Origin of the sequence: Streptomyces sp. 1114.5 (assembly GCF_003635085.1) — a bacterium.
GTDB lineage: Bacteria > Actinomycetota > Actinomycetes > Streptomycetales > Streptomycetaceae > Kitasatospora.
This window is the reverse complement of record NZ_RBXE01000003.1, coordinates 30,423-42,016: the sequence shown is the minus strand read 5'-3', so window position 1 is coordinate 42,016 and position 11,594 is coordinate 30,423. Positions and strand designations below refer to the sequence as shown.

General features: G+C 71.9%; 10 protein-coding genes and 1 pseudogene. 7 read left to right on the top strand and 4 right to left on the bottom strand.

Annotation, left to right across the window (positions count from 1 at the left end; translation table 11 throughout):
* Positions 1-20: 20 nt before the first annotated feature.
* Together BX285_RS31545 and BX285_RS31540 are read right to left on the bottom strand one after the other, a co-directional pair.
* Positions 21-476, bottom strand: coding sequence for an SRPBCC family protein (locus tag BX285_RS31545; RefSeq protein WP_097240853.1), 456 nt, complete (start codon positions 474-476; stop codon positions 21-23).
* Between the two features lie 243 nt (positions 477-719).
* Positions 720-3,425, bottom strand: coding sequence for a LuxR family transcriptional regulator (locus BX285_RS31540; protein ID WP_220784003.1), 2,706 nt, complete (start codon positions 3,423-3,425; stop codon positions 720-722).
* Positions 3,426-3,766: 341 nt separating this feature from the next.
* On the opposite strand from BX285_RS31540, the gene BX285_RS31530 reads away from it, so the two are divergent.
* On the top strand, positions 3,767-4,477 hold the full coding sequence (locus tag BX285_RS31530) for a hypothetical protein (RefSeq protein ID WP_147465261.1): 711 nt from the start codon (positions 3,767-3,769) through the stop codon (positions 4,475-4,477).
* A 156-nt stretch (positions 4,478-4,633) separates the two neighbouring features.
* Here the strand turns inward: BX285_RS31530 and BX285_RS31525 are convergent, their stop codons facing one another.
* Entirely contained in the window at positions 4,634-5,053 is a 420-nt protein-coding gene (locus BX285_RS31525) for a hypothetical protein (RefSeq protein ID WP_097240855.1), read from the bottom strand.
* 342 nt (positions 5,054-5,395) lie between these two features.
* On the opposite strand from BX285_RS31525, the gene BX285_RS31520 reads away from it, so the two are divergent.
* Positions 5,396-5,791, top strand: coding sequence for a copper chaperone PCu(A)C (locus BX285_RS31520; RefSeq protein ID WP_183107294.1), 396 nt, complete (start codon positions 5,396-5,398; stop codon positions 5,789-5,791).
* A 28-nt stretch (positions 5,792-5,819) separates the two neighbouring features.
* On the top strand, positions 5,820-6,197 hold the full coding sequence (locus BX285_RS38820; RefSeq protein WP_101948343.1) for a hypothetical protein: 378 nt from the start codon (positions 5,820-5,822) through the stop codon (positions 6,195-6,197).
* Between the two features lie 114 nt (positions 6,198-6,311).
* On the opposite strand, the pseudogene BX285_RS38815 reads toward BX285_RS38820, so the two are convergent.
* Positions 6,312-6,744 (bottom strand): annotated as a pseudogene (locus tag BX285_RS38815) (transposase); the annotation flags it as partial.
* Between the two features lie 262 nt (positions 6,745-7,006).
* On the opposite strand from BX285_RS38815, the gene BX285_RS31510 reads away from it, so the two are divergent.
* From BX285_RS31510 to BX285_RS31495, 4 genes are all read left to right on the top strand, one after another.
* Positions 7,007-8,947: a LodA/GoxA family CTQ-dependent oxidase gene (locus BX285_RS31510; RefSeq protein ID WP_121179127.1), complete on the top strand. Its 1,941-nt coding sequence runs from the start codon at positions 7,007-7,009 to the stop codon at positions 8,945-8,947.
* Positions 8,947-10,113 carry an NAD(P)/FAD-dependent oxidoreductase gene (locus tag BX285_RS31505; protein WP_121179126.1) on the top strand — a complete coding sequence of 389 codons (1,167 nt, stop codon included), beginning with the start codon at positions 8,947-8,949 and terminating at the stop codon, positions 10,111-10,113. Before BX285_RS31510 ends, BX285_RS31505 begins: the two co-directional genes overlap by 1 nt.
* Positions 10,110-10,829, top strand: coding sequence for a hypothetical protein (locus BX285_RS31500; RefSeq protein ID WP_121179125.1), 720 nt, complete (start codon positions 10,110-10,112; stop codon positions 10,827-10,829). The genes BX285_RS31505 and BX285_RS31500 overlap by 4 nt, the downstream gene beginning before the upstream one ends.
* A gap of 298 nt (positions 10,830-11,127) precedes the next feature.
* A complete protein-coding gene (locus BX285_RS31495; RefSeq protein WP_147465260.1) occupies positions 11,128-11,568 on the top strand; it encodes a hypothetical protein in 441 nt (146 codons plus the stop codon).
* The last annotated feature ends 26 nt before the right edge of the window (positions 11,569-11,594 follow it).

Sequence of the window (11,594 nt, the reverse complement as noted above, 5' to 3'; positions counted from 1 at the left end):
ACTGGGGCGGCCGGCGGCGTTCAGCGCGGGGCGCGTTCGGCAGCGGACCTCAGATGGAGGAGCCACTGGAGCAGGGACTGGTCGAGCGCCTGCCCGATGCCTGCGGGATCGGCTCGCACGGGCGCGCCGTCCCAGGACTCCTCCGTGGCGACGAGGGTCGCTCCCGCCGAGGGCGTGAGCCTCCACTGATGGATCGCGGTGATGCCCTGGGACTGCCCGCCCCACAGGATCAGGCGGGGCGCCTCGACCGCGTACACGGTGGAGGTGATGTCCAGTCCGGCGGTCCGCCAGTGGAACACCGCGCCCGGCGTCAACGGGGTCAGCGCCCGGGCCTCGGTGATGTCCGGCTGCCACGACGGCCAGTCGGGCACGGAGGCCAGCAGATCCCAGACGGCGGGGGCCGGGGCGCTGATCGGCAGTTCACGACGGGCGAGGACCGCAGCGGCCCGGTCGATGCCCGAGGGCGTGTTCTTCATGGGCTCGAGTCTCGTCCGGCAGGCCCCACGCCCTCATCGGCGAAAGTCGCCTAGGCGACTGCCTAAGTCGCCCGGACACCGATACCGAGACGCGCAGCGGTATCGCCCCGTACGACCCGACGGGCTGACGGCACAGCACGGAACCTCGCGCGGCCGACGTCGTCCGCGCTCCCCCCGGGGCGGCGTCGAGGGACGGCCGCGTCCCGGACAGCAGGCCGTCACCTGGCCGGCAGGACGGGCTTCCTAGGTCGTCTGCCCGACAAGGGCGGCGAGCTGGCGGCGGGAGGTGATATCGAGCTTCTTGAAGACGCTCCGGAGGTGGGCGTCGATGGTCCGGGGGCTGAGGAACAAACGGTCGGCGACCTCCCGGGAGGTCGCGCCGGTCGCTACCAGCCTGGCGATGTTCAACTCTTGACCGGTCAACGCCTCCATCCCCCCGAGCGTGGCGGACCTGACCTGCTCGCCGGCGGCGACCAGCTCGACCCGGGCCCGTTCGGCGAACCCCTCCGCACCCGTCGCGGTGAACAGCCCGTGGGCCGCGCGCAGCGCGTGGCGCGCCTCCAGGCGACGGCCGTCCCGGCGCAGCCACGCCCCTTGCTGCAGCAGGGCCCGGCCGTGCCACAGGCGCAGGCCGGCGGCGTCCAGCCGTGCCACGGCCTCGGCGTGGAGCGGCTCGGGGTCGTCGGACAGCAGGGCGGCGAGGTGCGCGCGCACGCCGAGCGCCCAGTCGGTGTTCGCGGCACGGGCGTGGTCCGACAGCCGGGCGAACGCCTCGCGGGCCGTATCGTCCTCACCGCAGCGCAGTGCCGCTTCGACCAGTTCGGGCAGGGCGAGGCTGGAGGTCCCGAGGTCACCGTCGGTCAGGGCCAGCCGGGCCGAGGCCAGCGCCGTGCGGTGGTCGGCGGTCCCGTTGGCGTGGAGGGCCGCCGCCGCGTGGGCGGTCGCCGTCAGCATGCCTTTGCGCCGCGCGTGGGACTCGGCCAGGACCCGGGCGATCAGGGGTTCCGCCTCGGCGGCGCCGCCGCGCAGCGCGGCAGCGAACAGTCGGCCGTACCAGTGCCGCGGGACTCCGGTCACGTCGGCTATCGCGTCGGCTTCGCTGTTCAGAGCGGAGGCCGTGAGCAGGTCGCCGCGCTGGACGGCTGCCATGGCCTGCATCCAGAGCCCGACCGGGAGGATCATCAGCGTTCCGTCGGTCCGGGCGCTGTCGACGGCACGGGTGGCGAGTTCGTCCTCCAGGGCGACGTCCCACAGCTCGATGGCCAGCAGAGCGGCGAGCGACAGGCGGCGCGTCCACAGCGGATCGGTGACGTCCGACAGCAAGCGCAGCAGCCTCGGGACCGCTGCGAGGTCGTCGTCGAGGTAGGCGACGAGCGCGTCCAGCAGTTCGTCGGCCGTGGTGCGGTCCCCCGTCGCGGCAGGGGCGCGCCGGGCTGCTTCCAGGGCGTGGCGCGCGGCGGCGGAGGCGCGGCCGACGACGAGCCCCGCCTGCAGGGCGTCGAGCAGGTGGAGCCGGCCCCGGGCGGGATCGAGAGCGGCGGCCCTGATGAGGTGGCCGACCGCGTCGGCCGCGCCGTCGCGGAAGAACGCCGCCCGGCCGCGCAGGAGTTCGGCCTCCACCCGGCCCGTGCCGTCGATCGGGCCGCTTTCGGCCGCCTCGACCAGCGTGATCGCGTTCTCGAAGGAGCCGGCCTCCAGCGCGGCCCGCGCCGCATCGAGGCTTCGTCCGGCACGCAGGCGCGGATCGGCCGTGAGGGCCGCGGCCTGTCCGAGGAAGGCCGCCTCGGCGGCGGCACCGCCCCTGCCCCGCGCGCGCTGCGCGCAGCGCAGCAGCTCGGCCGCGACGTCCTCGTCGGGGCGGGGCGCGGCCTGGGCCCGGTGCCAGGACCGCCGGTCGGGCGCGGTCAGCGGGTCGGTGGCATCGGCGAGTGCCGCGTGGACGCGGCGGCGCTCGGCCGGCGACGCGGACGTGTACACCGCGGAGCGCACCAGCGGGTGCCGGAACCGGGACTGGCCGCCCAGCTCGATCAGGTCCGTGGCTTCGGCCTCCGATCCGGCTTCCGGCGCCACGCCCAGCACGTCGGCGGCCCGCCACAGCAGGCCCGGATCCCCGGTCGGCTCCGCGGCCGCGACGAGGAGCAGCGTGCGCGCGCCGTCGGAAAGTTGGGAGATGCGTTCCTGGTAGCTGCGCTCGATGCGGTTGGCGGGCGAGACCGGAGCGGGCAGCCCGTACCCTCCGGCCAGACCTGCGGGGCCCAGGCGGCGCGGCAGCTCCAACAGGGCGAGCGGGTTTCCGCGGGCCTCCGCGAGGATCCGTTCGCGCACCCGCTCGTCCAGCGGGCCCGGGAGGCGGGAGGACAGCAGGGCCCGGGCCGCCTGGTCGGGCAGCCTGGACAGCGTCAGCGCCGTCAGCCCTTCGAGTTCCGCGACGGTGTGCGGGTCACGCACTCCGAACACGATCGCCACCGGCTCGTCCGCGATCCGCCGGGCCACGAACGCCAGCACCTGAGCCGACGCCCGGTCCAACCACTGCGCGTCGTCCACGACGCACACCACCGGCGCCTCGGCCGCGGCATCGGACAGCAGGCCCAGCAGGCCGAGGCCGACGGTGAAGCGGCTCGGTGTGCCGCCGTCCCGCAGCCCCATGGCCACGGCCAGGTCCTCCCGGTGCGCGGAGGGCAGCCGCTCGATCCGGTCGTGCAACGCGTGGGTGAGCTGGTGCACCGCCGCGTAGGCGAACTCCGCTTCGAACTCAGCCCCGTTCACCCACAGCAGCCGTACGCCCTCGACCCCTTCGGTGACATGACGCAGCAACGTGGTCTTGCCGATACCGGCTTCCCCGCGAACGACGGCCGCCCCGCCCCGCCCCGCTCGTGCGGCGGCGACCAGTTCAGCGAGAGCGACGCGGTCGGTGGGCGGGAAGTACTCGGAGCCGGTCACAAGAGCCACGTCGGAATCATGTCATGCCCTCTGAACTCGGCGGATACGCCGAGTCGTGGACAACCGCGCCTTCCGTCCGACCGCCGACCGGTCGACGGCCGAGGACGTCAGGGCCCCACCTTCATGGAGGCGTGGTGCCTTCGCGACAGGATCGTTGCCGAAGGAGGCTCGCTCCGGCCACGGCTGCTCGGCACTGGCGACCGCGGCCGCCGAACTGCCCGTCCCCACGTCGGGCCGGTGGCCTCCATCGACCGCCCCTCGTGCACCGGCTGGAGGGAGGCGGCGTGAGAGCGCGGAAGGGCCTATGTGGGAGAGTACGTGGCGATCACGAATCCTGGGGGGTGGGATCAGTGCGCACACGTCACTGCGCGGTGGTGGGGATCGTTCTGGCGGTTCTCGGGGTGTCGGCCTGCGCGGCCGACCGGAAGGCCGGGCCGGAGGCAGCCGCGACTTCCGGCCCGGTGGCTGTGCCCAAGAACCTGCGCGAGGGCCTGCTGACCCAGGAGCGGCTGCCCAAGGGGTTCCGGCTGACCAAGGTGGAGGCCGACCCGACGTCGACCGCCGCTTCGACCACGCCCGTCCCCATCGCCTCGCTTCGGTGTGACGAACTCGAGGTCGACTCCTTCATGACGAGGCACGCCCCACCCTTGGAGAACGTGGCGGCGGACCTGGAACGGACGCCGACCGGCGGCGAGGGCGACGGCTGGTTCGGCCGGGAGCTGCTCGACCGCTACGCGCCAGGCCGAGCGGCCGAGGTCATGGACGCCATCCGCGGTGCCGCGAAGCGCTGCGCCTCCTTCACCACCACACTCACGGACGGCACGAAGATCCGGGAGACCGCGTCCGTCACGCCGGCCGGGGTGCCGGCCGACGACAGCCTCCTGATCCACTTCACCTCGACCTTCCCCGGGGCCTCGAAACCCTTCGAGAAGGTCACCGGTTTCGCCCGCCAGGGCGACGTGATCCTCGTGGTGCAGCACTCCTCCAGCCATGAGCCGTCCACGGACACCCAAGAGGTCCTCGCCGCCGCCGTGAAGTCGTACCGTTCCGCCGGCGGCTGACGCCGCGCGCTCCGGTCCTCCATCTCCGAGGTCCCCCCAGAGCGCCAACGATCGTTCTTGCGCGCCGCCGTCGCTGCTCCGTGGGTCCTGATCGCCGAGTACAACGCGGGGGGCAACAGTGCCGAACTCTGTCCGGCGAGGGGCCGGCGGGTGTGGTCAGGCGGGTTGGCTGGTGCGGGTGAGCGCGTGGGTGAGGAGGCGGATGGCGGCTTCGGCGTCGGCGAGTTCGGCGTCGGTGGGCAGGACGGCCCCGAAGGAGCGGCCGCCGGGGGCGTCCAGGGCGCGCCAGTGGAGGACGGGTGCGAGGTGGCTGCTGGCGTCGGCGAGGAACCAGGCGAGGTGGCCGTGGGTGCGGGCGACGGTCAGGGCGAGGGCGGCGAGGGCCTCGCGCAGCGCGGCGAGCCGCTCGATCCGCGGCAGCGCTTCGTGGGTGCCCGCGGGGCCGACGGCGCCCGCGAGAGCTGCGGCCGTCTCCCGGGCCAAGGCCGCGTCGGTGGCGGTGAGCTGCCATGTTCCGTCGGTGAGCTGGAGTTCCGCCTCGTCGACGACGCGGTCGACCGCTTTCAACATGCCCATGGCGTGACCCTATCGGCGGGGCTGTTCGGGAGAAATGGGATCAGCCCGCCGGGGTGTGACCCGTTGGCGTGCGTGGGGGTGGTTCGGCCCTGCAGGCCGGGCTGTCTGGATCTTTGGTTGTGCCATCGCCGCTCGCGCGCGGATCATCGGCGGCCAGGTCCTCCCGGGCCTGCCGACCTCCGCCTGACCCTGCGTCCGCTCCGGCTGCCGCTACCTCATGCTGCTGACCTGCGGTGGCCACCTTTGCTGGCACAAACCGCCATCCGTCCCGGTGACCCATCTCACCGGATGTTGATCAGTCTCAGCGAGGTTTGTCCGCCCTCCGAAGAGGAGCTGCACTTCATGAAGATCCCTGTGAGCACTGACGTCACGGTCCGGGACAAGTCCGCCTGGGTCCGCTGGCTGCCCAACGCCCTGCCGGCGGCCGGCTACATCACGCTGGACAACTCCTCGGACCAGCGCCTCGACATCACCAAGATCACGAGCCCCGATTACCAGAAGATCACGATCTACCAGACCACCGCCGAGAGCGAGACCTCGAAGATGGTCAAACTGGACAAGGTCACCCTGTCCGCCAAGGGCGGCTTCGCCTTCACGCCGGGCGAGCACCACCTCATGCTGGAGAAGCCGACCCGCCTGATCAAGCCCGGCGACAACGCCAAGATCGTCTTCTTCCTGAGCGACGGCAAGGTCTTCAAGGCCCGCATCCCCGTGCGCACCTCCCCCGAGCTGTACTGACCCGCCCACGCACCCAGGAGAGCCGGACATGACCGTCTTCCACCTCGACCTCGGCGACAACCGGACCGAACCGCTGGACTCCGTCGCCCAGCTCGAACTCATCAACACCCCCGTCGACCTCGACACCTACCTCTCCGGTGACTACCGGGCCCCCGTGCCGCTGTGGGGCAGCGTGGTCCTCACCCGCGGCGACGACCGCCACGCCGCCACCACTCAATGGGTCGAGGACGTCGAGAACACCGCCACCCACCAGGACGTCGTCCTCATCGCCGGCGACCCCGCCGACCCCACCTCCCGCCGCGTCCGCCTCGCCGACGCCTGGGCCAGCGCCACCTACCACCTCGACGAGGACGACGACCCCGACGCCTTCGCCATCACCTTCGCCGACATCACCGTAGAGAAGTAACCCACCCCCCCACCAGCAACGCAGGGCGGGCCCGTCACAGGCCATGGGCCCGCCCGCGTCAGCGAAGGGCTGCCCGCCTCGCTGCGCCCCCGCCTGGCCTGCTTGCCGCCAGGGTCGTCTCGCGCCGCCGCGGCCCTGGATGCTCGCCGCAACGACGTGGACGGCCGGGAGCAGGCCGAGGGTGTCGGTGACGATGAACCTCTTGCAGCCCTTGACCTTCTTGCCCGCGTCGAAGCCCCTCCAGGCAGCGGGGACGGTGTCGGCGGTGCGGACCGACTGCGAGTCGATCAGGCCCGCACTCGGCTCTGCGTCGCGGCCATCGGCTTCACGGTGCCACCACGTGAAGTGCCAGTACACCGTCGGCCACGGGGCGAAGTCCTTCGGAAGCTGTCGCCAGGCGCACCCGGTCCGCACCACGTAGAAGATCGCGTCCACGATCCGCCGCCGCGGATGCTTCTCCCCGCCGCCCGCCCTCCGGACCCACCCGCGGCGGCGAGAGCAACGGCTCCACCAGCGCCCACTGTTCATCCGTCAGGTCCGACGGAAACCCGCCCCAACACGGCTCACGGTGAGCACGGTCTTACCGCTCACCGGCTCCTCCGCACCCAAGTGCTCGGCGGCGTCATCAATGAGGACGGATACGCGGCCTGACCAGCAGCGACCGGTTTCCGAAGGGCACAGGATTCCCGCCTCACTCTCCCGAGTGGTCATGCGTGTCCCTCCAATCGGATCAGAGCCTCCTCCCATAGTGTTTGCGAACGAACCTTCGGCTCGTAGCCGGATCCCCGGAATTGGAGGCACCGAGCCAGATGACCGACGAGATCGTCCGTGCTGCGATCCACCCCGCCATCGGAATCGCCAGAGTCGGAAACTCACTGGAGGAGTATTACACCGCACCCGAGGTGCCCGACCCCGCGCCGCAGGACCCGGGCTTCTACAAGGACTCCGCCGGCGCGATCAAACGCGAGGCGGCGCGCTTTCGGGTCTACGGGTACAACGCCCTGGGCGAGGTGGTGGCCGAGCTGACGGCGGACAACGCCGATATCCGCTGGAGCGCGCACCTGGCGAACAAGAAGGCTGCCTGGTACCAGTTCCAGCTCGCTCTCGACATTCCCGACGCGGCGGGCGCCAAGGCGTCCGAGCTGCGTAACAAGGAGATCACCGGCGATCTCCGAAAAGACCTGATCATCGACCCGGGCCCGATCAGCATCAGCGGGAGAAATCTCTCAGGCCCCGACTTCCACTTCCGCGACGGCAAGTTCATGGGGAAGGAGGTCTATCTCGGGGAACTGCGCACCGACGAGGACGGGCACCTGCTGGTGCTCGGCGGCTTCGGCCAGTCGGCCTCCTACAACGGCAAGCCGATCACCACCTACGCCAACAACGACGGCTGGCACGACGACATCGGCGACGGCCCGGTCACGGCGACCGTCACCGTCGCCGGCCGCGCTCTGCCGGTCGACCCCGCCTGGGTCCTGGTCGCCCCGCCCAACTACGCCCCCGCGCTGAAGGGCATCCGCACCCTCTACGACCTGCTGTACGACGTGTTCGTCTGCGACGGATCGCTGCCGTTCCCGGACAGGGTCTCCTTCACCCGCCACATCGCACCGGTGCTCCAGCGCTTCACCGATCATCAGTGGGTCAACCACGGCTTCGCCGGGTACTACGGACACGACGGCCTCGGCCAGGCCACCACCCCGCAGATGCTGGCACGGCTCAGCAGCAACGCCCCCACCCGCCGCGCGCTGCGCCGGCAGGTGTTCAACGCGCTGCGCGACTTCGGGCGCGACGGCGCCTCGCCCGTCCCCTGGCCCTGGCTGTACGGGGATGCGATGGCTATCCCGCCGCGCTCGCCGCTGCACCACATGGCGTTCTCCCCGACCCAGTACCGGATGTTCCAGTACTGGGCCGACGGCGACTTCGAGGACGACTGGGGCACCCTCGGGGCCACCCCGCCGCCCCGGACACTTGCCGAGGTGCGCCTCGCCGAGCAGCCGGCCGCGCTCGACCGAGCCGCACTGGACTTCTGCCTCGCCGACGCCTTCCACCCCGGCTGCGAAGTCACCTGGCCGATCCGGCACCCCTCGATGTACATGGCGCCGTTCCGGATCCGCCACCGCCCGGCCGACCGGCCCGAGCCCTCGTACGGCACGGTCCTCACCCCCGAGACCGCGCTGTCGGTGAACGGACCGCTGTACGCCCAGGCGCCGGGTGACCTCTCCCGGTGGATGGCCGTCCCGTGGCAGAGCGACACCGCCAGCTGCCGTTCCGGCTACGAGCTGTCCCTGGGTCCGCGCCACGACCCGTACCTGCCGACGTTCTGGCCGGCCCGGGTCCCCAACCACGTCCTCACCGAGGACGACTACCAGGTGGTCGTGGACGAGACCCGGCCGCTGGCCGAACGCACCGAGGCGTTCGAGCGGCGGGCCGTGTGGCTGCGCGGACTGCGCGGGCAGAACACCGACCAGCTCAACCAGATGATCGACGACTGGTACCGGCTCGGCATCGTCGAAGTGCGCGAGGGCGCCAAGGACTTCCCCGACCGGATCCAGGTGGAGTCCAGGCCCTCCATCGACCTCGAAGGCGTTCCGCTCACCCAGAACCTGGTGACGCTGCACGTGCCCCAGGCCGCAGACCCGGCCCTCGCATCGGTGGCGGTCAACCAGGCGATCTCGGTCAGCGGTTACACCGCCGAAGAGGTGACGGCCGGCTTCATCGACAAGGTCGCGCCCTTCCGCGACAACGCCTGATGACCGGTCGGCGCACCGCCGCCGGCCGCCACTACGACGTGGTGGTCGCCGGCGGCGGACCGGCGGGCGCCGCCGCGGCCCTGACCCTGGCGCGCGCGGGCCGGACCGTCCTGCTCACGGACGCCGGGAACGGCCCGCCCAAGCTCGGCGAGGCCCTGCCCTCGGTGGCCAAGGTCCTGCTCGCCGACCTGGGCGCCGGTCAACGGCCCGTCGTGGCCGGCCACCTGACCTGCTACGCCAACCTCTCCGCCTGGGGATCGACCGCCCTGCGTCACACGGACTTCATCAACGACCCGAACGGGCCCGGCTGGCACCTGGACCGGGCTCGATTCGACCGGTGCCTGCGCGAAGCGGCCCGCTCGGCCGGCACCGAAGTGGCGGAGCACACCACAGCACGTCCGAAGTCTCGCTCCACAGACGGATGTTGGTCAGTCGCACTGCGCGGACCAGCCGAGCAGCGGATGGTCCGGTGCAACTGGCTGGTGGACGCCAGCGGCCGCCGGCGGGCGGTAGCCTCCGTCGGCCGGGCCGCCGCTCAGCGCACGGACGGCCTGGTCGCCACCTGTATGGACCTGGCACCCGACCCCACGGGCCGAGCGGGCGAGACCTGCTCGCTGGTCGAATCCGCCCAGGACGGCTGGTGGTACACCGCGCTGCTGCCCACCGGCCGCCGCCTGGTGGCCTACTTCACCGACGCCGACCTCGCCCCGCCCGCACCGCGCACCCGCTCGGACTTCGCCCGGCTGCTGCGGCAGACCCGGCACGTCGCGGCCCGGGCCGGCGCCCACCCGCTGCCCACCGACGCGACTCCGCGGCGGGCCCCCGCCCACTCCTCGCACCTCGACACTCCCACCGGCGACGGCTGGATCGCCGTCGGTGACGCCGCCACCGCCTTCGACCCGATCTCCTCCCAGGGCATCCTCACCGCCCTGCACACCGGTATGGCCGGAGCCTCGGCCCTGGCCGCCCACCTCGACGGCGACGGCCAGGCGCTGGAGTCCTACCGCGCCCAGGTCGCCGCGATCCTCACCGCCTACCGGCGCAACCACCACACGGTGTACAGCCTGGAAAGCCGTTGGAGCGACCGGATCTTCTGGCAGCGCCGGCACACGTCCCTACCGCATCCCTCCGCACCACAGCGCAGCGTCCAAAAGGAGTTCGCATGACCACCCGTCACGACCACGAGCACGAGGACCCTTCGGTCCACTCCTTCATCCTGTCCGGCCGGGACACGGTCTTCGGCTACCACCTGGCCATGTTCGGCATGGCCGAGCACCGCTACCAGGTCGTGGTCGAGTACGACCTGCCCACCGACATCGTCGACATCTACCTCAAGGACCAGGCGGACCGCCCGGCCAGCTGGCACGCGGTGCGCAACACCGAGGACATGGTGCTGCCCCCGATCGGCGACGGCTCGGTCACCGAGTACCCGGCCCGCCTCGACCGGGTCACCCAGACCGGCAATGGCGAGGACCGGATCTGGGAGCCCATCTCGGGCGGCTTCACCGCGCGGGTCGAGCGGGTGCTGAACTTCCGCCGGTTCAGCGAGGAGCCCTTCCCCGCGCACCTCACCTACCTGCTCTACGGCCAGGGCAAGGAGGCTCACATCGCCCACCGCCTGGTCCAGCGCCCCCACTTCGAGCAGATCTTCACCCTCCGGCAGGTGCCCGACGGCGTCAAGGCCGACGATCTGGCGAACGCCGTCGAGATCACCATCCCCTCGGTGCCCGACAACGGGCACGACGGCCAGCCGTGGACCACCAGGCCGCTGCCCGACGGCAGCTACCCGGCCATGCTCCACCGCGGCAAGGCAGCCCCCACGCCGATCACACTCGACCTCGGTGACGAACGCTGGTGGAACATCACCACACTCAACGCCTGACGAGGCAGGGCCATGCACACCGATCCGCTGTCCCGCTTCCTCGACGTGCTCACCCACTCCTGACCGGCTACTCCACAGTGGGAACTACCGGCCTTCCGGATCGGGCACCACCACCCGATCCGGAAGGCCGGGACCAGCGCGAGAACTGGCCGATCCGCAGCCATGTCTCGAAGCGGTCCCCAGAACTGGGCGCAGCTGCGCGGAGCCGTTCACCTTGACGGCGGTGAAGCCGGCGTCGACCCGGGGGGACACGGCCCTGTACCGCAGCCCGCCGCTTCGGCGCCCGTTGCTCCCCGGGGTGAAACCCCGTCGCCCGGGGGGCGAGCGGCTGCGCGGGCTCGTCGACCAGTGCCTCGCCCAGCAGCAGACCGCACCCCGGCCCGCACCTGCTCAGCCCGCTCCGGCCACGCTGCCCCGGCCCGCCGGGGTGCCCGTCCCCACCGACCCGATGCACCGCTGCCTTCCGCCGAGCGACGTGCACGCGGCCCTCGACGCGCGGCTGTTCGGTGACTATTGGGCGTTGGCCGGCTGGACGGTCAACCCGGACGTCTATCTCGTGACGGGCGAGGGCCACCAGGTCGGCTGGGTCGTGCGCGGCCTGGCCGGCATCGGAGACCGGTGGGTGGCGATGCGCGAGGGCTACTTCATCGGCGACATCAACACCCAGGAAGCGATGCTCCACGACACCCCGGAACAGGCCGCCCGCACCGTCCACACCGCCTACCTACAGAACCTCTAACAGTCGGGCGATCAGTTGTTGCGGCC

Coding starts and splice junctions, on each gene's coding strand:
- BX285_RS31520 (WP_183107294.1), top strand. CDS start 5,396: ATGAAGATCCCTGTGAGCACTGACGTCACGGTCCGGGACAAGTCCGCC.
- BX285_RS31500 (WP_121179125.1), top strand. CDS start 10,110: ATGACCACCCGTCACGACCACGAGCACGAGGACCCTTCGGTCCACTCC.
- BX285_RS31545 (WP_097240853.1), bottom strand. CDS start 476: ATGAAGAACACGCCCTCGGGCATCGACCGGGCCGCTGCGGTCCTCGCC.
- BX285_RS31505 (WP_121179126.1), top strand. CDS start 8,947: ATGACCGGTCGGCGCACCGCCGCCGGCCGCCACTACGACGTGGTGGTC.
- BX285_RS38820 (WP_101948343.1), top strand. CDS start 5,820: ATGACCGTCTTCCACCTCGACCTCGGCGACAACCGGACCGAACCGCTG.
- BX285_RS31510 (WP_121179127.1), top strand. CDS start 7,007: ATGACCGACGAGATCGTCCGTGCTGCGATCCACCCCGCCATCGGAATC.
- BX285_RS31525 (WP_097240855.1), bottom strand. CDS start 5,053: ATGGGCATGTTGAAAGCGGTCGACCGCGTCGTCGACGAGGCGGAACTC.